Here is a 24,445-nt window from a genome sequence, read left to right as displayed (position 1 = left end):
ATTAAGATTTTGTCTTGCAGCTGTTTCGAATAAGCGATCCCAAAAAAGGCCGCGACGGTTCAGCCGAGCCCCAACAGAGTCTCACACCTTAGATTATCGCTGACACCACTTTTGTGCAGTTTTTTGATCATCACAAATTAACAATTCGTCGAATTCTGTGAGTTCATTGGAAACCTGACAGAACCTGGATGATTTGCTTTGGTGATCGCTTCACATGGCCATACACTGGTGGAAATGCCCCGGACACGTTGCTATAGCCCTCCACAAAGGCAATGGACATTCAGCTGCCCAATCTACCGATTACAATGCGAGATCACCATATGGATCTGAAGTGGGAAACCTACAAGCTCTTCATTTTCGACGACCCGAACGCCGAATATAAGTATCAGCAGTACCGCAGCGATGCAGAGGAGCAACTGGCTACCGATCCTCAATTGGTAAGCGAGGTTGATAAAGCCGCCCGGGAAGGCAAACGTGCTGCCGCCCTGGCCGCAACGGTCAAACAAAAACTCCGCTTGGGCGACTCCCCCGACGAAGTACGAACCTGGATTGACGAGACCTGCAAGTACGAGCCCGGGCGCGTTGTTAAATCTGTCAACACAGCGTTTAAGAAAGCAATGGACTGGAAGACCGGCAAAGGAGTGCTCAGGGAGAAGAATCGCAACTTCAAGATCTCCCTGCCCTATACCCCAATCGAGAACGGCTTACACCCACAAAACCTGCGCGCACTTCCGTCATCCCCACGGTGGGAGATCTACATCGACGAAACCGGTAAGGAGTTTTCTGCCCAGGCGCAAGCCTTGAATGAAACGGATAGCACACTGGGGCGCGTTATCGCCCTGGCGATGCCAGAAAGCTGTACATTGCCCGGGCTCGGAAAAAGCACCCACGCCACAGAGCTTACCTATACCGACATCGAGGCGATGCTCCATACCCTGAGAAAGAGCGATGCCGGGATCCTGGGCGCCACGCTCAAGTCTGATCTACACAGTCACAGCTGGATCGCAGCCATTGTCAAACTGGCTCGTTGGATACTCCTCATGCTGCCCATGGACGGACAGACAATGGTTACGTTCAAAATTGAGAACCGGGGAGAATACCGGGACAGCCGAAGCATGAAAGCACTCGAGGAAACTCTCCTCGACGAGCTTCGCCGTCTTGCCCCGGAGCGCTTCGCTACGCTCAATCTCTCATTGAAGCTGATCGACAAAGACGAGCGTTACAATGGCTACGTCGATGTCATCGCCAATTGCTGGGGCAGTTCAGACAAGACCAAGAAAAAACTGCTGAATCGCACCGGTTGGCCAGGCCATTGCCTCCTGCAGAGTACTGATGTCGCCGAAATTGATCGGCTGTACCGAGAGGCGGAGAGTGACCTGGACCCCGCTACCTGGTTTGCGATATGCACGCACCTGACAAAGGAACCCGGACACTCGCTCTTCCATGATGTACTTGCGCTACTGGGGGAGCGCACGCGGTGCGACGCCGCGCTGTGGCGAAAATATCTCGCGGAAGTCCGATACCGCATTGCGCACAAACGCTTCGATGCAGGCAGCCTGGGGCGGGCGCTCACCTGGCTGGACAACTATCATCCTTCTAGCGCGCGATTGCCCGGTCTTCTGGAACTCCAGATGAAATCTGCTCAGCTCGCCGGCGCCAACCATTTGGGGCAATGTGACGTCCAGCAGGTGGCGCAAGTCATGGCGGCAGCTAACGCCCTCAAGGAGGAATCGGCTCACGATGCGTGTGAGGCAGCCTTGAGAATAGCCATTAGCGCGACCAACGGTTTCGACTTTACCAGTGCAGTACCCTTCATAGAGGATTGGCTGACGCAACCCATCGCAGTTCCAGGTCGCCTGAATCATGGCAAATTGCACTCTACCCTGGGGCAACTGTGTGCTTTTCGCGGCGAGTACCCACAAGCCCTGGCGTATTTTGAGGCCGCATTAGAGCAGTTTTCGCAACTTTCCGATCCGGATCAAGCCACCAGTAATCGTCGACAAACTGAAATCTACAAGGCTATTGCATTGATGGACTTGCAGCATCCCGATGCACCGCTAGCTATCAGGGCGATCACTGAGCAGGCCACCGGCAAATCCGGCGCCCCGAGCATCCGACAATTGGCACGCAGCGCTTCGCCATTGCGCTTCGAGCACTATCTATTACTGCGCTGGCTGGTGCGCGGTTCCGAGGAGACCCAGGAACAACTGGAGTATCTCGGCTGTTTCGATGATTGGCAGAACCACGAGGGGCATCCTTGGATGCTAATCAATGCCTACCGAGCCTGGATGTTGGCGAATTCACTCAAAAGCGTTGAGGCCGTCGTTTACCTGCAAAAGGCGGTGGACGAATGTTGCGATGAGGAAAATAGCGCCATACTGCACTGGATGGCCCACTGCCTGCACGCGCTCGGCGACAGCTTAGCACTTGAGCTTGAACCACCCAGGCGCACCTGCCCTGAAGCACCCTTCCCCTCGGCGCATCTGGGTGAACTACGCCATGCCACCTCTAACCAGGAGCGGATACACGCGTTGGATACACTGTTGCCATTCAATTTTCATTGACGGTGAGCGGCAATCCGCCGCCTGCCACAGTCAAGGTAGGTAGGGGGGATAGCTTGTTGGAGGTTTGCATAAAATCCACTACGACGATACCTGGTCGCCAGGCACCCAAAGGACTCACATTTATGTGTTGACAACGGGAAAGTGACTGCCGTATTCTCCTTCGCGCTCTCAGAGCAACTCCAATCAGAGACGGGTACTGCCCGACTCCTCAAAAATCGATACTCAGTTCCACTGGGTGTCGCACAGACAAAACTTTTTTTTGTGGTGCCTTTAGACGTAGCGACGTCTCAAACGGCATGTTTTTGTTGCGATTGGAGGCTCCTATGCGACTTTCTGCTTCTCCTTTGTCTATCGATACCGCTCTCGATAACGTTATCGATTTCGAGGGGCTGATCACGTCCACTCCACTGAACGACCGCGTATCGGTGGCGATCTCACCCTCCTATCGACAAATCACAATCTCGACAGCGGGCCGAGCCTTCTCGGGAAATCTCGACGCCAAGTTGATCCACCAGCTGGGTTCTCACATCTGGCGCGACCTTGATCAGACCGCGACTATGAAGCAATGGTACAACCTGGGTACAGCCGACCTCGTCCAGCGGCTCGAATGCGCCCTGTCCAATTCGGGTTATGTGCTCAGGAGTATGGAAGCCAGCGATGGTCGCCGGATCTATGGACTCACCTCGCCAAATTTCGTTGAGATGAACCAACAGGATTTCCGGCGTGTCTTGGTACAATCGCTGCAGCGACTTGGTATTGCTCCGCGCGAAGCGGTATCTCACACGCCGTTTGGAGAAGTCGTGGAAGAATTCTCCGTGCCTGGGAGCGATCACCAGGTGGGGCTCACTTGCAGAGTCGTCTATGGTCTGAATAATGGCTATAGCTCATACCGATTGAACTGGGGCCGCGTGGTGTTGATCTGCAAAAATGGGCTTACTGCCATAAGAAGTACGGGGCGTGATCGCTGGTTACACACGAAGAATATGGAGATTGGCGATTTCGCCGCGATGTCCGCGGCGGCCGCCTACAATCACCTTTCAGAGGTCGAAAAGCAGATTGCAGCGGCGCGAGCCAGAGCGATCAACTATTCACTTCTCGATCAATTTATGACCAGATTGGCGCTGGCAAACGCGACCAAAGAGCGTGTCGTTGCGCGGTTCGGCCATGAGTTTGGCGATACCGGGGCGAATGAATGGTCGGTAAGCCAGGCTCTGACGTTCCTTGGCCAACACGAACGGGCGATACCCCTGCGCGTCAGGGACAACCTCACGAGGCTCGGCTCCGGGGTGCTCGAACACTCATTGACCGAGGTGGCGTCCTCTCCCGCCGTCATTACGCCCTCGGGATTCTATGACCTTTTGCGCTAGAGAATCTCTGTGACCATACAGTCGGTGATTCCCATGTACCGTTTGACGTGCCGACGTGAGACCTCCGTCATCGTTCAATATAAGGACAACCATGAACGCATTTGAATTCGTCAATCAAGCACTCGATATCAAGAACAATGAGCTTGACGCGATTCTCCAACTGACCGAGGGGAGCGAGGTCGATTGGCTGGAGTTCAAGGCGGCGATCAAGGCCCAGAATCCTCAGGAGGCCGCGGAAAGTAACGATGCGGACTATGTCTTCAACCTGATAAAAGCCCTGGTCAGTATGGCAAACGGCTCAGGCGGTATGGTCGTGCTCGGCATCGACGATGAAGGCAATGCAGTCGGCCTCGACAAAAGTGGGTTCGATGGCAATAGGGACTCTTTCACCCGCCTGATCTCTGACAAGGTTCTAAACAAGGATGGATGGCGCACCCAAAACCGTGGGCGATGGCGCTGGAAAGTTCCAACTGATCGGTTAGATTTTGATCCTTATTGGGCGAGATACCAGGGAACTGACGTGCTCCTTTTTGCAGTTGCCCCGCGCGACTTTTCACACGGTCCGCTTGTCCTCACGCATGCAACAACTAAGAATTCACAGCACAAAGAGGTAGTTCTTGTCAGAGCAGGCGGAGACCGAGGAACCACAGCCAATCTATCACATGAAGAAGCCGAAACTTGGTGGGAAAAGCGCGATCTGGCAGTTGTAAGCCCTAAGTTCGATTCATGGATCAAGGAATTGCAGAAGACTGATCCCGCCGTTTACTTCTCGACGGTGAGCACCTACTGCCATGAATTGGTGGAAGCAAGAGTAGCCGACGAGCAACTGTTTGTGCCACTTGAAGCTACTGCCCGGCAGCGTGACAAAAACTCCGGACGTCGTCGTTATCAGTCCAATGAGGATTATCTCTCCTCCGAGAGGTCCAGCGGGGACATGGCCATGGACAAAAGCCAGTTTCTAGAGATCGCCACCCGGGTGTATCCCGCGTTTCTAGTCGGGGAGCCGGGCTCTGGGAAGAGCACGAGCCTGCTGAAACTGGTGCGAGACATCAACTTTGCTTACCGCACCGTGAATGATGACTGGGCGCTGTATATCCCAATCTCGGGATACACGGGTGAAGGTCTCCGTGATCTGATCTGTCGAGAGATCCGACCACTGAAATGGGCAGATATCTCACTTGCACTCGAATCCGGCCAATTGGCGTTAGTGTTGGACGGACTAAATGAGTGTCCGTCACCACATTTTAAACAATGTACGACTGACCTGAGTGATCTCCTGAAGGAATTTCCTGGTGCGAAGATTATTGTTTCTACGCGCGCCGCTCACCTACCCTACTTCGCTGGAAAAACTATCGAGCTGCGATCCATGGGCACATCGCAACAGCAGCGGTTCGTTGCCAAATATCTGGATGATGTCCCTGACACAGTGCAAGCTTTCTGGGAGTCACTGACGCAGAAATCCACCGCGCAGATGATCGCAAGAAGTCCGCTCCTCCTCCAGATGACGGCTTGGCTCTGGCGCGAAAATGGCGAGCTCCCCGACGGCCTCGCCGACCTTTATAGTCGATTCTTTGGGGCCTGGTTACGCCGGGAAGTTGATAAGGATTTGTCCGCGGGCGAACCATCCATCTATTCAGAGGATGAAACACAAGAGGCCCTGGCATTGCTTGCCTATTCGATGCGCTGCGATGGGCTTGTGGCCTGTACTCCTGGATACGCAGAAGATCGGTTACGCCCGGCACTGGGTGACAGAACAACCCCATTTATTGACCGAACTGTGCAAGGCTTACTGATTCAGACCATAGGCAACGGTTCAAATATCAGGTTCACTCATGAAACAATACAGGAGTACCTGGTAGCCGTCTTCCTGACCAGTCACCCACAACATCATCTACTCCAGGCGGGCAAAGACTTCGACTTGCATCGGTGGTCCATGCCGATAGTTTTCGCATTCGAACTGTTTGATCATCCACCTGAACATTTCGTACAAGCTGCCTGGCAAATCTCACCTCTCTTGGCTTGTGCAGCATTTCGGGATGATGCAAGACTAAAGATTCTTCCAGAACCGGTGGGTCGCCACTCTGCACCGCAAAATGACCTCTGGGTAAGAGGTATTATTCGTTGCATGCGCGGTGAAGACGTCGATGAAGTTACGAGAAGTTTAGCCTACCTTGGCCGGACGCCATCACCAGGCCGCCATTTTCAGAAACATCCACTACCGGACGAGCTCACTTCTGCGCTTGAAGGCGTCGCGTTCTGGTATGCCTTGACAAGCTTTTCTCAAGGGCGTGTCCGCTTGGAGCGCCTGCAGCACCTACTCATCGACAGACGGAATGTCTGGCTGGAATTACTGCCACACGTGGTCATTGGCCAGCCCGACTGGTTGTTACATATGACCAGTGCGCAAAAGCTGGTCGTAGGTGAATTGGAAGACGGCGAGCGTGCCGACGCGATAGCCAATGCGACGGTGGTAGAGCTCAGCTTCATGGTACGCAACAAGATCATTGGTGAGGACGAGTTTCGAGGGCATTGGAAGCGTGCGCTCAATGTCAACGATGGTGACCCTCTGGAACTCGAGCTTCTGGCCCTACTTGCTACCAAGAAGGTCAATACTTCTCAGTTCAACGGTGCCCAACGCGCCATATTGAAGAACATCGGCCAGAGCACGGAGCTATCGCCACGAATACTTAACGTGCTGACGAAAGATCGCGTCCTGCAGGTAGAGGAAATCCGGCAAAACCGTGACCAGATACTTCGGCTGGCAGATTCGGTTTCACCCGTACGCGCGATGCAGTTGATAAAACGCGGAGTACTGCGTCGCAATGACTTTACTGCGCAACAACTACACCTGTTATTTGAAAGGGCCGAGACAGACAAGGATATTGGTTTCATCCTCGAAGCTGGTTTGGCCCAGAGCCGCCAACAAATACCTCTATCCGTTCGAAATCGGGTTCACGGACATGGAGGCTCCATGGAGCGTAATTTGGATAGTTCTACAGATTCTGTCGTGCGCAATGTATATAAAAGCACAGACAAGCGTCCTAGCGAGTTGATCGCAGAACTGTACCTGTCACCCGAACAGAGGCAGCTGGAAAGGGTGCAGCGTGAGATCCAGGATCCTTGTAATTTTCCTGCGGGCAGTGGGTATCACCGGGAGCTGGAGGCCCACATCGAAGCAAGCTCGGATTGGCCCCTGGCGGAGCGCCTGCAATTGATTGACCTCGCTGAGGCTTTCTTCCTCTCCCACGGAAGCAAAAAGCGACTCAAGGACTATCGCGCACTGATCAGAACTGCCCGAGAGGCGATCCTGAGCGCCCAGAAAGACCGGTAGGAGCACTAAGATCGGATCGAAGCGGGCCCCATGCTGTAGTAGCGGTCTGTGATCCTGGTGGAGTGAGATTTGACCAGCTTGCGGGCATCTGCCAGATCGTACCCGTAGATATGGGCGGATGCGATCGAGCCCTTCAGGCTGCCAACACCACACTCAAGCCGATGCGCCAATCGTTCATGCAGGGCGGCGATCGCAAGCAAGTTGGCATATTGGCGACCGAAGATATTCTGGCTGCGGAAGAAAAATTGAAGATGGAGGTCATCATTGCGAATTTTCGCATCCAAGACACTGAGGCAAGGTAAGTTGGGGTCACTCAATCCTGGCGTCACCAGAGAGATCGTCGCTGACTTGGTCTCAGGTTTCGCCTGCAGGCGTTCTACCATCCACTCAAATTGATCGATACCGTTCATGTCATAGATAAGTTGTCCGTAGGTGAACGGACGATCCTTCATCACAATACCTTTGGAGAATTTTCTGAGCATCTTGTCAATGACGTTCTGATCTCCCACATTGGCGATAAAAAGATCTTCTGAAGAAGGGTAAGAGATCGCCACCGAGAGTCCCAGAACCTCCTGGATGACGACATCTTCATCATGGTGTATTTGCCCGTGATCGAGCACGGACTGTATGCATTTTACCCAACACTCTCCAAGCGTGTTGGCAGCAATTGTTATCATCGTCGGCTATACCTACACAAAATTCTTCGTCGTTTTACTCGAACATTTCTTGAGGATCACTGAGAAAATCGAAATAGCTCACTCCATTGATCCGGTTCAAGAAACTATCGTGTTCAATCTGTCGCAATTTTTTCCTGTGTCCTTCCCTCGTCTTGGCCCAGACGCCCCCCGTTTCAATAACCTCTCCGATTACTGTGAGACTGGTATCGCTTCGGTCACTGATGCTCCCTAAAGTTGCGATGTTGTCCTTCGGGACGCAATACAGAAACTGCCAGTCCCCTCCAGCCATTGATAGCTGAAGCGGAGATAGTGCCAGTGTGTTCGCCAATCCCTTTAATGCAGGGTGAACCGGAACCTGTATTTCCTCCAATTCAACACCAAGGCTCGATCCAGGAATCATATTGCGGCATGCCGCCTGCAAGCCGTCACTTATATCGGTGCAGGCGTTGGCAACTCTGGCTCGACTCATCTCCAACGCCAAGCGAAAAGGCGGCCGCTGGCAAATTTGCGCATGGACGAGGACGTCTCGAACCGCGTCTGAGATGGCATGCCCTCTTTTGAAGACTGCAGAGCCAAGTAGCATCGATCCTAGCACCCCGGATACCACCAGCTGGTCACCAGGTTGAGGCGTATTTCTATACAAAAGATTGATTGATGGCGCTCGACCGAGCGCAGTAACCACTACAGACAGTGTATCTGCTTTTTTGGTATCTCCGCCCGTGAGAGTCACATTAAAATCTGCACAAGCTTGCAATATACCGTCAAGAATTTCATCTACAAGACCGACCGTCGTATCCCCGGGCAGCATCAGCGCTACCGACACTGCGAAAGGTTCTCCGCCAGATGCCAGGATATCACTCACCGCATGAGACACCGCAAAATCACCAATACATTCACCACCAGCGAGTCCTAGTTTGTAGGCCTTGCTCACTCCAGATTTATCTGTGTTGATTAGCAACTTGTCGTCGGAGCCGAGCGGATTGTTCAGGATTCCTGCGTCATGGCCTAGACCGCCAATCAATTCCTTGGTAACAGTGGGAAAAGATTGGATGCGCTCAAGAATACGGCTTTTGATAAAACGCTCGCCGACAATATCCAATGCTCGGCTTTCGACCTGTTTTTCAGCGTTACTCATGACAACTAATTCTTCGTTTTGATCTTCTTTTATCAATTGGGAATTCCAATGCGCGCTACCGGAACATAGCAACCACCGTGTCAGATGAACAGCAATTCCGCAGGACCACCACGCTGGCCTATCAGGATGGCGTTCTGCTCAAAAATGATCGCCAGTGCCTCCGCCTGCAAGAAGTCGATACCCGCGACGAAAAAGCTCTGTTCGTACCAGTCACCCGATGCACTGCGACCCACGCCATCAAAGACGTACTCGTTTTTCATTCGAAGTACATCACCCAGAATGCGTTGCCTTTCCCGGTTAGCCTCATCATCGAGCTGTTGTGAGCGCGGATTACACGCGGTAATAAAACACCAGCAGTCACATTCCCACTGTTTCAAATGCTCATCCAGGTCTGGCGCCATCTCGCCCGGCGACAGGGTAATAACGCAATCGGGGAGCTGGCAATCAAACAGCGTCGTGTCGTAGGCCATAGCTGTTGCCGGTCCGATTTCCCGGATGGCCTGGATGCCCGGGTTGGGATTGATCCCTAAGGCCTGCAAATTCATCCCAATACGGGTTTCCAGGTGCAAACAATCCATCCACTCATCTGCCACAGTCGGCTACTCCATTTTTTATGATCAAGATGTATTCACTCATGGCTAGTGTGTGGTTCGTGGGACGTTGAACCGTTGCTGCAAAACTTCATAGAGCGACATCTAGGCCATTTCAGGAAAAAACTTATCTTTAACCCAGCGCGCGCGTCCTATCATCCAAAGCGCCTGGTTCAATGCGAGATTGGGTTGATGGATAATATTCGGGATAAAGGAACTGTACGCCATAACCCACCGGCTTTCTCCCCGCTCCCATATGGTCCAGCTACCCAGTAGTGGGAGTGGGGCGTCATTCATCACCTCCATTTGCGCATAGAAGCACGGTTCCAACGAGTATTCTCCATCCACTTCGAAGGGGAGCTTCAAGGTTGTCAGTAAGCCATGACCAAGAACAGGGTGCGGCTGGCTCGTATGCAATTCGATCAGCGCGGTATCCGAACCAAAAGCCAACTCGAGTGATAAGCCGGTTTTATCCGCATTCACGAAGAATTGATCCTCAGGTAAGCGTTCTGCGATCTCCTCGAACTCACCACTCCCTGCCCACCGACTGGGCTCCTGACCTGCGGGTACAAAATGATGTTCTATGGCGAAAAGTGACTCGTCAACCGTTGCCAGCGGCGGTCCATTGGGTCCGGACACGGCCGGCTTCACACCAAGCTGTTCCGCCATGGCCACAGCCAATCGCTGGGCATCGTAGGCCTGCAGAATCCCTGTTCCGGCGATAAACCGCGGCGTCCAGGCGAGATTGTCCTCGCGGATGTAAACCGTACTCACCAGTGCAATCGGCCTCTCCCCAGGACCAACCCCCATTGCAGCTCTGCAATCACTGTCCAAGTGATCGACCGTATAGCTCGGAGCACCGTTCATGATAACGCGCAAGATCGACGGCAACTGATCATTCTCGGAATGGACCGATTCAAGCAGCTCCGTACGAAGAGTCACCTTGAAATTCGTGTTCCCATCAATCTCGATTCCTTCTGAGACCCGAACGGAGAGCCTATGCGATCCTGGCCACCAGTCAAATCCGTCCGAGTACCAAACCGCCCTGTCATCCGTGATGGCCCAGAATGCAGCTAGCTCTCGTACAAACTGATAGCCAATATCCTGTCGCATAGGTTTCCGTGCTCTGTGAGTGCGTTATGAATCAATAAATGCGGACGTCGTAGCCCAGAGCCCTTAGGCCCTTGCTGGTGCGGCCATTCCTCGGTGGGCACAGCTCAGGCCTTGCCCAACCTGCGAGCTCTGCCACCTGGTTGGTTCCGAAGTGGGCTAGTTTTCGCTCCTCCAGACTTGTCACGTCAAAGATGCGATTCGGCAGTTCCTTGGCTGGACCACCATCGAGCACGTACTTCAACAGGTCGACGACTGACTCCCCTTTCTTGTTACGTTTCTCCCAGAGCCAGCTGGCAAAAGCCCTGGCCCGCTGGTGTTCAGTCGCTCCAGGTGTGTCTTCCAGCCCCAGCACAGACAGGCGCATCCTGCGGACGTGATCCATTGTGGAGTGGTTGGCCGCACACACTTCAATGAAATCTTCCAAGGTGATGTGCGCCAACCGATCTTTGGCGAGGAAGCGTTGTATGATCGGCGCCCGCACATGGCAATGCTCGTCCTCATGCGATGGTGGGTCAGGTAGCCGGGACCACCATTGTAGCGTCCGGACTACCGCCCCAGCGGGATCCGCTCGGTGTTTCACATAGAAATCTTCGTAGGGGTGCCTAGCGCCGTCCTGGACCTCGTTGTAATAGTAGGCATGAAGAAACTGGTCAGCTTGCCAGGCGGGGGGTACATCTTCATGTAGCCATCGCGGCCGAAAATCAGGAGCCTGCTGCGCGATCTCGCGCAGAAAGGTCAGACCCTCGGTCCACTCTTTCACAAAATTGATTCTACGTTTATCAATGGCCTTGCCCTTGTTGGAAACCTCTACAGGCCCACCCCATGTTTTAACCGACCGAAGTTTCAGGGCTTCAGTGTCCAGTGAATGAATTTGCTTAGACCGCAACGCCTGGATGGCTTCTTGCTCGGCGACAATCTCTTCGGTCAATCCGATAGCCGCCTCGCAGCTTTCCAACTGCGCAAAGAAATCCTCTATTTCCCCGAGGCTGCCAGCACTTTCCAGCTCTGACTCCGGGAGAAACACACCAAACTCGATATTGGTCATCCAGGCCCGATCAGTGAGGTTGGCCGAACCCACGTAGACGCCATACCTCTTCCACCAGATGACCTTGGAATGCAGTACATCCGAGATCAGTGTACAAAAAATGTTCGAAGATGCGCTGGCGAGCAGCTTCCGAAGCAAGGCCGGTGCAACCGGCACGGTATGGTCATACCGCATCCAGATATCCAGTCGCCGCCGATTGGCGAGGCAGTTCTCGATTAGCGTTGTAGCGTCATTACCGTAAGCGATCGCGGCCCGTACAAAATCGATTTCGACTTTTTCGTCAGGCAGGACGTTAGGAAGAAACTGACCATTTAGCTTGTTGGCAAATATCTGCATCCATAGCCCCTTTCTAGAAACCCCTGAATCGAACGCCTGTAGGCCGCAGCCAATAGATCCCGATCACGCGCGGCGGCTGTACACAGGCGCGATGGATCGGGAACGATCCCCACCCTACCCAGATCCAGACGATCTGCGTCCCAGCAGGTCATAACCGTCACGTCCGCCTCAAGATGCCCTTCGCTATGACCTTCACAAGCATGCACCAACAGCCCCAGCTCCACTTCGGTCACATCTATTAGCTCCCCGGCTAGCTCCCGGGCCAGGCCTGCTGCCCGCAGACCGTGCTCTGGATCGTGATCGTCGTTACGTCGCCCCAGGTCATGAATGAACGCGAAATACTCCACCACGCGGGTATTGGCCCCTGTCTGGGCTGCCAATAGCAAACCATTACGGCGTACCCGTGCCCAGTGCGAGGCCCCATGGATACCGTGCCAGTCGAGTCGGAACTCGCCCTTCGCATAGTCGATAAACTGGTCGGTGATCAGCGACGCCAATATTTGTCTCCCGAAGGAATAGGCAAGTGGTCCATCCCCGCTTGATTGAATCCGTCATCGATCAGATCTGTGCTGGAAAGGTCCAATTATTTCTCTCATCCATCAGTTTCACCGCGATTACCTTGGGGGGGACCGGCCCCTTACGAAAAACTCGCAGTGGGGCAAGCGAATTGATTGGCCATATTATGCCAGCACCCAGGAAATCGGACTCCTGGTGGCGCAGACCTGTCGCTTTTTCGACCACACCTCAACCCAACACTAGACCATACCATTGTATGCACCCGTGTATTGAGTAAACTGATCACAATAGTCCAGTTACCTCCACGCCCGTCAATTGATTTGCGGCCAACAGTTATCGCGTAGGCACCAACAAAGGACTGCGATGATATTCAAGGAGAAACCATGGCGCCTGCCAGCGGGAAAATCCGAGTAACACTCGGGCTCAAAGCAGACGGGCCGCTGCCCGAACCGCTCAGAAACTCGTTGGGCGAAGTCGTTTGTGGTCCGCAGGGTTTGCTAAACCTACTCGAAACCCAGCTGGGCATACCAGGTAACGAAGCCTCCTTCACCACGCGGCTCATTCAATACCTCGGCTGCGTGGACAGCGCCGTACAGCCGGACGCCTTCTACAGCAAATCCTGGGACGCGGATCCCTTCTCGGTGGCCCGAACCTTATTGCTGTGGCGCGACCAGTGGTATGAAGCCGGCTGGCAGGGTGCATTTCCTGTGGGTGTGCCTGCTCGGCTGGCGGATCTAGCCGCCATCGAGGTCATCGCGCGCGAATCTGTGGCGCCCGGCATTGGTCAGCGCATACAGCGCATCATCGGTCTGCTAGCGGACAACCCTATTGCGATTGAGTCCATCGCCCTCAGGGATTCACTCAGCGATTATCCCTGGCTGTGGCAAAGACTGATCGAAGCTACCGGCGCCGAGCTCCTGCACCTACCAGAGGTGACTCCACAGGCTGATCCCTCAACAGACCTCGGCAAGCTGCAACGTCACCTGCTCAATCCTATAGGCCAGAAACTTGAACTAGAGGACGACGGTACCCTCGTCGCTATTGAGGCCGACGCAGCTTGCGACACGACTTCGCTCATCACCCTGCTCACCCGGCAGCATCTATCAGGCAAACCCGACGAGAACCTCGCCATTCTCGCAGAGCTACGCGGAGATCTGCTGGATGAGGCCATGGAGTGCGGCGGTGCACCACGCCTCGGATTTAGCGCGTTGTCGATCTGGCGCCCTGTATTCCAGGTGCTTCCACTGGCCTGTGAGTTACTGTGGGAGCCACTCAACCCGACTGCCATGGTGCAGTTCCTGTCTCACCCAGTTGGCCCTATCCCGGCTCGGCAAAGGGAAGTCTTGGCAAGAACAGCGGCTGAAGTACCTGGCATTGGCAGTGAGCGCTGGCAAGATGCCGTTACCGAGTGCCTTGAGCGGGAGCCGGAAAGTGAGCGTCAGCGGTTCGCTGACAATATCCGGTACTGGCTGGAATGCCCTCGTTACTCGCCTCAGGAAGGGGTTGAAGGTCAGGTTCTTGCAGACCGGGCTGAACGTGTCGCACGGTGGCTTACTGGGGCTCGGGAAGCATGCGAGGACGCCGCCCTTCAGAGCCTTTACACCATCGCACTCAACCAGGCCGAGGAGTTTGTGCTCGCAATCGAACGCCTGCGCGAACAAGGCCGCAACACACTGAGTCGCGACAACGTATTGCGCCTGATCGAGGACGTGCGAGGAACCGGAGCGCCCGTAGTGGATCGAGAGGCGCAAGTATGCCCCGACCAACCACGCGCCTACCCGGCCACCCACGCCGGAACCTTCTATACGCCTATGGACCGAGTGATCTGGTGGGACTGTCAAGCAGCGGATTCCGTCCGTCGCTGGCCCTGGTCCCGGTCCGAGCGGGCCGCATTGACGGCGAATGGCGTGATGTTGCAAGGGGAGGACGAACAACTCTCCTGGTTGGGTAAGGCTTGGGTACGCCCAATCCTCTGTGCAACACAGCAATGCCTATTTGTCCTGCATGGGGATTCCGACCGACATCATCCAATCTGGGATCATATCAGTAGCGTGACTGCAAAACTGGAGATCGCGCCCGCCACAGCACCCGAGACAATGGCGCGCCTTGGTCTTTCCTACGCAAATATGGAACCGCGGAGCCTGCCACCCAAATCTCGCTGGTGGCAGCTTCCGCCCGATCTCGCGTTAACCGACCGGGATTACGAGTCCTACTCCAGTTTGGACGACTATATACACAGCCCCTACAAGTGGTTGCTCAAATACGCCGCGAAGATTCGGCCCGGGTCACTCGCTGCCGTAAACGACGGATCGCTTCTCAACGGCAATGTAGCCCACCGTTTATATGAGCACTACTTCAGCGAGCACGACAATATCCAGGCCATCGACGTCGGTCTGGTTCCCGCCTGGGTGGACGCGCAGATGCCAACACTTCTGAAATGTGAAGGCGCTCTTCTACTGGAACCCGGCCGCCAGGCGGAGTGCGAACACTTTATCATCGTGCTACAGCAGTCGCTGGTATCCCTGGTGGAGCACTTGCAACAGGCAGGTGTGATCAGTGTCTCTATGGAGGTTCACGGCGAAGGAATTTACACCGGCGGGAAGCTCAGTGGCTCAATCGACCTGCTGGCCACCACAGGTGATGGCCGCGAAGCGGTCATAGATATTAAGTGGGGCAGCAAGAATTTCCGCCGGGATTCCATGCAGGAGGGCAGCTACCTACAGCTGGCTACCTACGCCCAATTGAGATTAGCTGCCGGCGCACCCTCCTTCCCAATGCTGAGTTACTTCATCGTCAGTGATAGCCATATGCTCAATCTGGCCCACAGTTTCTTCCCCAATGCGGAAGTCATCAACCCGACCACTGGGGAAAACGCAGCCCAGTACTGGGCGCGGTTTGAACACACGTGGCGTTGGCGTAAGGCGCAGTTCGACTCGGGGCTGATCGAGGTTACCGTCAATGGCACCGAACCAACAGAAAACTCTGAACCCGGAGAGGCCGGCCTGCCCATGCCGGAAACCAGTGACAAGTTTAACGACTACCAGTTCATTACCGGATGGGGGGAAAACCAGTGAGTACTGCCATCCATTTCATCAGTGCTGGCGCAGGCAGTGGCAAAACATACCGGCTTACACAAAAGCTCAATGACCTGCTCTCCCAACAAGCGGTATCACCCGCAGGGGTAATCGCCACGACCTTCACCAAACTCGCAGCTGGTGAGCTGCAGGAAAGAGTCCGTGGAGCCCTCATCGATGCCGGCCAACTGGTTGTCGCAAACGAGATGGAGCAGGCCCTGATAGGCACCGTGAACAGCGTCTGTGGCGAGATATTGCGTCGTTTCGCCTTTGAGGCGGGAATCCCTCCAGACCAGCAGGTGATCGACGAGGACCAGGGAGACATACTCTTCTATCGCGCTATGGAACAGGCCCTCACAGGCAACAAATCCACGATACGAAAAATGAACATCCTCGCGCAGCGACTGCAAATCGCAGACACGCAAACCAAGCAACAGCTCTGGCGCCAGGAAGTCAAAAAGATCGTCGATACTGCCAGAGCCAACAACCAATCACCGGATACCATTAGGGCCCTGGGCAAATCCAGCGCTGATTCACTCCTGGCGTATTTTCCCCCTGCGATTGACCGCAAGTTTGACGATGAGCTTCTGGGTGCCGTAAATCATGCACTAGCTGCAATCGACACCGAATATGACAAGACCCAGGACACAAGCAAGTTTGTATCGTTGCTCACCGGCGCCCGGGCTGCCCTGATCCACCGACGCCTCACCTGGCCCGAATGGATATCGCTTAGTAAGGGTAAAGTCGGTGCCAAATCCCGCGATCACGTTGCACCTCTTATAGACATTGCAACGCAATTCGCATCACATCCTCAGCTGCACAAAGACCTCCGCGACTTCACCGAACTGGCATTCGCCATTGCCGCTGACAGCCTCATCGCGTACCAGGAAATGAAGCGGCAGAAAGGCCTGATCGATTTCGTGGACCAGGAGCAGCGGCTCTACCAGCTACTGGATAACCCTACCGTCGCCACAACCCTGGGCGAGGAGTTGGAATTGCTCATGGTAGATGAGTTCCAGGACACCAGCCCGATCCAACTGGCACTTTTCCTGAAGCTCTCCAGGTTAGCCGATCGGGTCATCTGGGTCGGCGATATAAAGCAATCCATCTACGGATTCCGCGGCTCCGACCCCTCGCTGATGGACGCCGTGTTGCGTCGAGTCATTGAGCAGGGCAACGCTCCGGAGATACTCGGGGATTCCTGGCGATCCACCCCGGAACTGGTGGCGTATGCGAACAACCTTTTTGTGCCAGCCTTCAGCGACACATTGGGCGCAGAACAGGTCGAGCTCAACCCGCAGCGGGCCCCCTTGCCTGAACAACCTGCAGTGGAAACCTGGCGCCTTCAGGGTGGAAGAAAGGATGTGCGAGCCAGAGCGCTGGCAGGTGGCATAACGTCTTTATTAGACAGCGGTCGCCAAGCGATCGACAAGCACTGCAACCAGCCACGCCCCCTGCGTTATGGGGATATCGCCATTCTCTGTCGCAATCATGACAACCTCGGGGAGATCGCTAATGCCCTGGCCGATGCGAAGCTGCCCATTCGCTATAAACGCCCAGGACTACTGAGCACGCCTGAGTGTTGCCTGGCGCTCGCCTGCCTGCGGCGCCTTGTCGATCCGCTGGACAACCTGGCCTCGGCTGAAATTCACAGCCTCAGCACCTGCGAAAATCCGGAAGCCTGGATCAGCCAGCGCCTGGCCTACATTGAAGCCCCTGAGAAACCGGCACACTCCTGGCTGGAAGATATGCAAGGGCCACTCGCCAATCTGAAGGCACTGCGCAGCCGCATGCCCTACCTTACACCCGTAGAAGCCCTGCGCACTGCCATTGATGCTGCCGGGGTGCGGGAGTCAATTACTCGTTGGGGGCCAACCCCGCAGCGCACCCAGCATCGACTCAATAACTTGGCCGCACTTCTCAATCACGCCCAGGATTACCTCGACCAGTGCAAGGCACAGAGCGAGCCCGCTACCACCGCGGGTCTTATCCTATGGCTTCGGGCACTGGCCGATGCTGAAGAAGATACACAGGCCAGCGGCGGCAACGAGGATGCGATACAACTGGTAACTCACCATGGAGCAAAAGGCCTGGAATGGCCCATTGTGGTTGCCATGGATCTGTGCACAGAGTTGAAGCCACGTCTGTGGGGGCTAACTGTCCTCCCCTCCCCCTCACCCATCGATCTGGATGATCCATTGGCGAATCGTACCCTGCGCTATTGGCCCAGATTTTTTGGAAACCACAGTACCAAAGTCGAGGTACTGGATACTATTACGGAGAGCCAGGACGGACAGAACGCGCTGGAACAGGAAGTCCAGGAATCCAAGCGGCTCCTGTACGTTTCGCTGACACGCGCCAGGGACGGCCTGATTCTGTGCATGGACAACAAGAGAGCAAGCGGCCCCTGGATGGATACACTGCAGGCCGGCTGGATGTTACCTGATGGGGACAGCCTGATCTTACCGGATGGAAGAGCCATCCCCTGCAGGGCCATTGAACTGGTGGAAACCAATAATGTGACTGCAGCTCCACCCTACCAGCCGTTCTGGCCGGAATTCCCCGGCCTCCCAGACACACTGCTGTCACTACGAAAAAATCCATCATCCGTAGCCCCTGTTGAGAGTGCAAGCATCGGCGAAATCATTACCTTGGGTGACCGCATTGAGGTGAACGGCAGCTACGACCCTGCCACCCTCGGCTCCGCACTACATGCGGTGATCGCAACGACTATAATGGGCCAGCAAGCCACCTCGAGAATATTGCTGGACTACGGTGTTCATGAAGTGATCTCGATCGAGGCCGCGGACACATGTTGTCGTCGGCTAATCGAGGCCTTGGATGACAATTTCTCACCCACGGCCTTTTATACAGAATACCCTCTCACCTATACGACGCCATCGGGACAAGTAGTGACGGGTTGGATCGACTTGCTGGTAGAAACCGAGGAGGGACTGATAGTAATTGATCACAAAGCCTCGCCCCGAGGGCGCTCGGAATGGGAGGAGATAGCTCTAAGCTATTCGGGCCAACTTGACGCGTATGTTGAAGGTCTACGGACCTGCTCATCGAAGCCCGTTATCAGCAAATGGATACACTTTGCAGTGTCAGGTGGGCTGGTTAGCGTTATCTAGTCGGCCAGGTGATATCGTACCCGCAGACCCGCTTCTTCGAAGCGATACCTATCCTGTTGCTTGCTGTCATAGGGATTGGGCAGGATTCGTAGAATGGGACTATCGGTGAGCGCGTTCAGCACATGGATAATCCGGAATTGCCGTTTCCATCCTTTTGCGCAGCCTAGGGCGAGACGGATTTCGCTAGAGCCCATCTCAAAAGATTCATCATCCGACTGACTTGCCTTGACCTCGTAGTAATAGGTTTTCCCATCCACAACGATTTCAATATCACAGCCATAGTCGTCGCTTGCAGCATTTCCGGGAAAAGAGTGGCGACTGTTTTCGGATTTCCAGCTACTCGGACTCACGACTTCCTTCCCATACTTCGACTCCAGCAAGCGATAGGCGTGAATTTCCCCTGCGAGCCCCACTAGGTCCTTCATTGCCTGGGACATCCGGCCTTTCGACTTTTGTCCACCGCCTGGTCCTGGCGTGGATTTTGTCGGCTTTGGCTTCCCTTTTCTCGTTTGTGCTTCAAGGTCGCCCGGATGGGTTGCATCCAGCAGTTCCAGGCTGTCGAGGCTCACGAGACCAGAGATATGTTCCATGAGAGTACCCAGGTTATCCGACGTATTCGTAAATTCGGACCCACAAACCTCAACAGCATTTTTGCGCCTGGTCTCTGCCTCACGGTAATGTTCCATGACCTTGCTAGCTTCAGCTATATCAGCTGGAGATACGCCAAGCTTCTCCATCATCTTGTCTATGGCGCTAAACTCTTCGATCGCGTCCCAGATTTCGCTACTAATGCCAGCAGGCTTTAACGCGCTGAGCATGGCGACACAGTCAGACGCTTGCCAAACCTGAATATAGGCTCTCTGAGAGAGCTCCTGCACTAGTTTACCTTCGATGGCCGCTCGCTCCTGAGCCCAGAACCCCGCGTCGATGTCACGCCTCGTGGCCCAAGCTATTGCTACAGACCGCAGCCTTTCAATGGTCGTCGAGAGCAAACGCTGGTTTTTTGCCTGGACCTCGAGTGGGTCAGTTACAACATCGATATCAAGCTTTGAGAGGCGTTCCCGCAGATCCGGCAGACTGGAGGCAGCGGCCACAGCTTCAAGCAAGGATTCATCAACATCCAAGGTGCTTAATGATTGAACAACCACAGACATTACGCCGCTAAAGGGCAAGGTCCAGTAACGTTCGGAATAGTTGGTTGGGCACTTAATGCTCGAAATCTGATGATAGACTGTATCGAAAGCTATCTCACCGCCTGCACGGATCACGAGCGCCCTGGAAAATTGTCGAAATATCAGCCGAAGGGATTCAATCACTCCACGAAAATCTTCAACAACTTCGTCGTTCTTTACAACTGCTTCTCCGCACCGTTCCAGTGCGCTATTCCACGCTCCAAGCTCTGCGACATCGCCAAGTAATTCGTTGGCACCCTGCCCCAGAGTCTTGAAGCCACTCGAACTGTTGACGAGACCGGTCATCTGCTCGAGCTGCTCGGAAGAAAAACCCAGATTTGAAATTGCAGCGAAGAGCTCTTCTGGGTTCGTTGCAGACTCAAGCTCTTCAAGAAATGCATCCGGTTCCAATATAAGCACCAGCGGACGCCAAAGCCGTATTTGCCATGCGAAATCACCAATCCACCGATGCTGAACTTGCTCCAATTCATCTCGAGCTATATTGAGCTTGTTAAGTGCCTGACACAGCTCGTCGTCCGAATACTCCCCAAAGAGCTCGCGCTCGCTCAGAAGGAGTTTTAACGATATGTCAATGTCGCCACGGCCGACGACCACAGACAATACATCTGCAAGCCCACTGAGATCACTCTGAACGCCTGCCAGAGCTAGAATGGTCGGAGATTTACCACTGATGAGAGCTTGGGCGTCTAGTTGTGTTTCGATGAAGCCGTTGTACCGCCAACAGGTATCGAGTTGTTTGACCCAACAAATTCTGACCGAGCGCAGTACATCAAGGACTTCCGTAAAACGCTTGGTCCCTGTGCCACGAGATTGGCTACCGGTGAATGCAACAGTAGCAAGCACCAATGTGATCAGCCAAGGGCACTCTTCCGAGAGCAACGTTTCATTACCAACTTCGACCCATTCCTCTCCGTCGACTAGCGCTAGCTGTTCCAGATGTGATGCAAAACGAATCCGTTCCCCATAGGCTTGGGAAAAATATGCCTCCATTCTCCTCGCGTCTCGCGGTTCTATAGCAAGCAGGGGCTTTGCATGCGCTTCCAGGCCTCGATGGATCTGATGCGTTGTGTCCGGGATATAGACAGGCTGTTCAACTGCAGGGGAGACCACTCGCAAATTTCCAGCCCCCTCACTAATGACCACATACTCAAGCGGTCCTTCATCTTCAAAGGGATTAAACTGCGCCCAAGCATCGCGCACCTGTCCAAGAAACACGTTGGTATTCGAGATATAGTTCTCGGGATCATTCAGCGCACCTGCCAAATCCTCCAGTAATCGGGTAGATCGAGTTTCAACTTCAGGCCCCTGATAGGTCGGCATACCCAATTCGGTCATCACTTCCGCGATGGAAGGATCACTGTCAATAACCGAGGAAATTTCCAGGGGCATTGGATGGAGGTGTGAATACTGATGTATTCCACCTAATCTTGAAAACGCGGGGATATACCACCTTTCAGACGGCGCGAATTCAACTGCTTCCTCATTGAACACTCCCTGAAGCCACTCAACCGTTTGCAGGAAAAACATCAAGAATGACGCCGGGGTGAGCGTATGGGACGTACCCCCGATTTTTCTGAGTCGAGTGACTTGCCAGGAAGGGACGACTTTATCCCAGTTAGGCATTGAAACGAGCAGTAGTTGCATGAAGCGCTCGCGGGCTGTCGCTTCCATAGCTGACCAACTTTCCAAACCCGGAAGGCTGTGCAGAGCACCCATTTCATATTGGAACGCCTTCATAAACATCGGCGCGCTTGATTGAGCCACGTACTCGCGATAGCTAGACCAGATCTCGTTCTCAATAGATTTCGGACCTTGCAGTGGGAGCTGTACTCCTGATGCCATCGAGACCCATAGCTTAGACGCCCACGTGTTGGGCTTAATGACCGTGAGCCTGAGGCCGGAGAAAACTCCAGCCGCAACCAACAGGCGAATCGACGTTCCTCCAAGGCTGCCCCACAAGAGACTGTCCGGCGGGAGCAACACCTTTTTATGCGCGGCAGCGCAAGCCGGAGTGCCAACGGTAGTGAGATAGTCCTCCAAATTCTCACCGGACTTGCCATGCCAACCAGATCCAAAACTGGTCTGGTTAAGGGGAAACCACCCTCCCCGGCACGGTACTGGCAACTGCCCCAGCAATCTGATGGCCTGTTCCTGATCGCCCTTGGCGGCAGCCAAGAGTCGTAATCCCCAATGCAAGATTTCGCGGCACAAATCGGAGTCAGCCGCTCCAAAACTGATAGGCAGTTCTGGTACTGCCTTGACCAGGACACTGCTGAATATCCGCTCTATTCCGTAGGTTTCCACCAGTCCTTGCGAAAGAAATGAGTGTACGGGCGTGTTTCTGATACCACCACGCTCACCGGGCACCTGCACTTCGATAGCTTCGCTCAGGAAAGCCACAGAATTCCGTAATCTTCCCGGAATATCTGTGACATCGAAATCTTGTCTAACCTCTTCATCATCTCCGGAAGTTCTGGGTTGGAAGAAGACTGAAGATCCATCCCCAACAGAGTGTAACTGCCCATCTGTTCCCAACAGTACATTCTTCGAAAGAAGTGGTTGGGGTTTGTTCTTCAACAATTTTCCAGTGTCTTTCCAAAACCCGTTCCAACTTGCTTTCGCTCCGGCTTTGTGGAGATCCGCTGCAATCTGTTCAAGAGTATTTGCGATATCGTCGTCGAGTGGAGCTACCGAAATTCCAAGGCTGTCGTACAGAGCCTGCAACTGCTTCGTTGCATCAGAGCTGCTTACGTTTACCACCGGAAAAGTCGCGTGTTGGCGCAAGACATCTTCTGTGATCACTTCAGCGGCTTCGACCCTAGGCAACAGGCTTGACATATCGGGGCTGTTCCAATCATCCCCTGTAAGCAGGATATCCGCTGATTGAAGCTCGATACCCCGCTGGATCAAGACGGAACTTAATGCCTCGAACCACTCACGACCTTCATCGGTGTTGGACCTGGCAACGAGATCGAGGATTGCATCAAACTCATGCTGCCCACGACCGACAAGGCTTTCGAAGACAATGTCAACTGACAGCTCAGCGATCGTATCTATCAGAAGTTTATTGAATGGATTGGAAAAATCGACGGTGGTTCGGCTCATGTCCCCATGAAAAGGGCCACTGAAATGTGCTGCACAGCCAGTCGGCACACGGGTGGGCAAATATATGTTTAACATACCAGGCGCACTACCCGAGTCCTTCTGCAACGCGACTGCAACAGTCGCCTGCTCTACTTGATGCCAACTGCCCGGAAGTTCCGCTACGGCTTCCTGTATCCGGCTTCTCTCCTCTTCGTTACCCGCCCCACCAATAGTTCGCTGCCACACCCAGAAACAGTGCCCTTTAACGGGTGAGCAATCTCCATCGACCTCATCGACTCGAAGCTCGACCCCCGAAAACGGATCCTGATCAATAGGACGACGCGACTTGAAGAAGTTGCGGACTTTACCCTCCGCTTCCAATGAGAGGGAGTCAAGTTTGTCCAAGAACAGGATTGACTTGGCCTCCAATTCCGAAAGCCGTCTTTTGACGGCAGCTTGCGCCGACGAATTTCTCAGCGGCAACCTCACGACAGTCGAGAATCCTTGTCGCTGAAACTCGAGAACTTTCGGTGTAAATTCGTCTAGCTCTACCGGGATTGGCATGACATAGGGCGACAAATATCCGAGCTCTTCGACCAATCCATCAGCGTTTTCCCCGCCAAACCGGCTATTGAACTCCGCAACCTTGGCTTCTTCCCAAGTACACAGCAGCTCGCGATCATCTACCGGGAATGCAACTTCCGACACACCGTTTGCTAACTTCCCTATTGCTGTGCCGAGAACACAGATGATTTTTGGGTCAAATCGGAAGCAGTAGCCGTCAAAATAATCGCTATCCGATGACTGTCTGGAGTAAATATATGGCTCAGTGGTGATTTCCAGAACGCTACGGAAACCGATACCCTTATTGCCTATGGACTCCTGCGGGTTCTTGTCACTCTGCCCCAGGTTACTTATCGCCTTAAAGTTTGAAGCCGAAAGTGGGCGCCCATCATTTGCGACGTACAAGGATCCGAATTCGCCCTCTTCTTCGTAGGCTATCGCGACTCGTTGAGGGTGTTTCGCGCTAGTTTCGCTCAATAATGCGTCATGTGCGTTTTGGAGTAACTCGACCAGAAAGCGATCATGATATTGATGCTCAACCTGCTCAGTCAGATTGTGGAGGCTGCGGTAACGGGATGTTTCATTGACCATTTCATCCAGAAAACTGCGCAATTCGCCCAGTGTTTTCCTGATAATATGTTCCTTGGACATCCAGATAGATCCAGTACAGAATTATTCAGATTTCTGATCGCAGGCCACAGCTAAACGCAGATCGCGAATAG

Annotated in this window: 12 protein-coding genes; 5 read left to right on the top strand and 7 right to left on the bottom strand. The window is 54.1% G+C overall.

Going from position 1 to position 24,445, the window contains the following annotated elements:
• Positions 1–320: 320 nt before the first annotated feature.
• The 3 genes from E4634_RS16100 to E4634_RS16090 all read left to right on the top strand — a co-directional run bounded on the left by E4634_RS16100 (position 321) and on the right by E4634_RS16090 (position 7,262).
• A complete protein-coding gene (locus tag E4634_RS16100) occupies positions 321–2,564 on the top strand; it encodes a hypothetical protein (protein ID WP_135445677.1) in 2,244 nt (747 codons plus the stop codon).
• 323 nt (positions 2,565–2,887) lie between these two features.
• Positions 2,888–3,931 carry a hypothetical protein gene (locus E4634_RS16095; protein ID WP_135445676.1) on the top strand — a complete coding sequence of 348 codons (1,044 nt, stop codon included), beginning with the start codon at positions 2,888–2,890 and terminating at the stop codon, positions 3,929–3,931.
• A 91-nt stretch (positions 3,932–4,022) separates the two neighbouring features.
• Positions 4,023–7,262, top strand: a complete 3,240-nt coding sequence (locus E4634_RS16090) for an NACHT domain-containing protein (RefSeq protein WP_135445675.1) — start codon at positions 4,023–4,025, stop codon at positions 7,260–7,262.
• A 5-nt stretch (positions 7,263–7,267) separates the two neighbouring features.
• Here the strand turns inward: E4634_RS16090 and E4634_RS16085 are convergent, their stop codons facing one another.
• The 6 genes from E4634_RS16085 to E4634_RS16060 all read right to left on the bottom strand — a co-directional run bounded on the left by E4634_RS16085 (position 7,268) and on the right by E4634_RS16060 (position 12,655).
• Positions 7,268–7,882: a thymidylate synthase gene (locus E4634_RS16085; protein ID WP_167854940.1), complete on the bottom strand. Its 615-nt coding sequence runs from the start codon at positions 7,880–7,882 to the stop codon at positions 7,268–7,270.
• 91 nt (positions 7,883–7,973) lie between these two features.
• Positions 7,974–9,110, bottom strand: a complete 1,137-nt coding sequence (locus tag E4634_RS16080) for a thiamine-phosphate kinase (protein ID WP_135445673.1) — start codon at positions 9,108–9,110, stop codon at positions 7,974–7,976.
• Between the two features lie 44 nt (positions 9,111–9,154).
• On the bottom strand, positions 9,155–9,667 hold the full coding sequence (locus E4634_RS16075) for a DUF3293 domain-containing protein (RefSeq protein ID WP_135445672.1): 513 nt from the start codon (positions 9,665–9,667) through the stop codon (positions 9,155–9,157).
• A gap of 102 nt (positions 9,668–9,769) precedes the next feature.
• Complete coding sequence (locus E4634_RS16070) at positions 9,770–10,777, bottom strand: hypothetical protein (protein ID WP_135445671.1); 1,008 nt, start codon at positions 10,775–10,777, stop codon at positions 9,770–9,772.
• A 31-nt stretch (positions 10,778–10,808) separates the two neighbouring features.
• On the bottom strand, positions 10,809–12,158 hold the full coding sequence (locus E4634_RS16065; protein WP_135445670.1) for a phospholipase D-like domain-containing protein: 1,350 nt from the start codon (positions 12,156–12,158) through the stop codon (positions 10,809–10,811).
• Positions 12,134–12,655 (bottom strand): HD domain-containing protein, encoded by a 522-nt coding sequence (locus E4634_RS16060; protein WP_240725219.1) that lies wholly within the window; start codon positions 12,653–12,655, stop codon positions 12,134–12,136. The genes E4634_RS16065 and E4634_RS16060 overlap by 25 nt, the downstream gene beginning before the upstream one ends.
• A 402-nt stretch (positions 12,656–13,057) precedes the next feature.
• On the opposite strand from E4634_RS16060, the gene E4634_RS16055 reads away from it, so the two are divergent.
• Both E4634_RS16055 and E4634_RS16050 read left to right on the top strand, forming a co-directional pair.
• Complete coding sequence (locus E4634_RS16055) at positions 13,058–15,748, top strand: PD-(D/E)XK nuclease family protein (protein WP_135445669.1); 2,691 nt, start codon at positions 13,058–13,060, stop codon at positions 15,746–15,748.
• Positions 15,745–18,882: a UvrD-helicase domain-containing protein gene (locus E4634_RS16050; RefSeq protein ID WP_167854939.1), complete on the top strand. Its 3,138-nt coding sequence runs from the start codon at positions 15,745–15,747 to the stop codon at positions 18,880–18,882. The genes E4634_RS16055 and E4634_RS16050 overlap by 4 nt, the downstream gene beginning before the upstream one ends.
• Here the strand turns inward: E4634_RS16050 and E4634_RS16045 are convergent.
• Positions 18,879–24,374, bottom strand: a complete 5,496-nt coding sequence (locus E4634_RS16045) for a sacsin N-terminal ATP-binding-like domain-containing protein (protein ID WP_135445667.1) — start codon at positions 24,372–24,374, stop codon at positions 18,879–18,881. The genes E4634_RS16050 and E4634_RS16045 overlap by 4 nt on opposite strands.
• Positions 24,375–24,445: the final 71 nt, after the last annotated feature.

This window comes from Mangrovimicrobium sediminis (assembly GCF_004745945.1).
Lineage (GTDB): Bacteria > Pseudomonadota > Gammaproteobacteria > Pseudomonadales > Halieaceae > Mangrovimicrobium > Mangrovimicrobium sediminis.
The sequence above is the reverse complement of the archived record's forward strand: the minus strand, read 5'-3'. Positions and strand labels throughout refer to the sequence as shown.

Bases quoted from the DNA above. Each gene is read 5' to 3' on its own strand.
- E4634_RS16095 (WP_135445676.1), top strand. From the start codon at position 2,888: ATGCGACTTTCTGCTTCTCCTTTGTCTATCGATACCGCTCTCGATAAC.
- E4634_RS16065 (WP_135445670.1), bottom strand. From the start codon at position 12,158: ATGCAGATATTTGCCAACAAGCTAAATGGTCAGTTTCTTCCTAACGTC.
- E4634_RS16070 (WP_135445671.1), bottom strand. From the start codon at position 10,777: ATGCGACAGGATATTGGCTATCAGTTTGTACGAGAGCTAGCTGCATTC.
- E4634_RS16090 (WP_135445675.1), top strand. From the start codon at position 4,023: ATGAACGCATTTGAATTCGTCAATCAAGCACTCGATATCAAGAACAAT.
- E4634_RS16055 (WP_135445669.1), top strand. From the start codon at position 13,058: ATGGCGCCTGCCAGCGGGAAAATCCGAGTAACACTCGGGCTCAAAGCA.
- E4634_RS16045 (WP_135445667.1), bottom strand. From the start codon at position 24,374: ATGTCCAAGGAACATATTATCAGGAAAACACTGGGCGAATTGCGCAGT.
- E4634_RS16100 (WP_135445677.1), top strand. From the start codon at position 321: ATGGATCTGAAGTGGGAAACCTACAAGCTCTTCATTTTCGACGACCCG.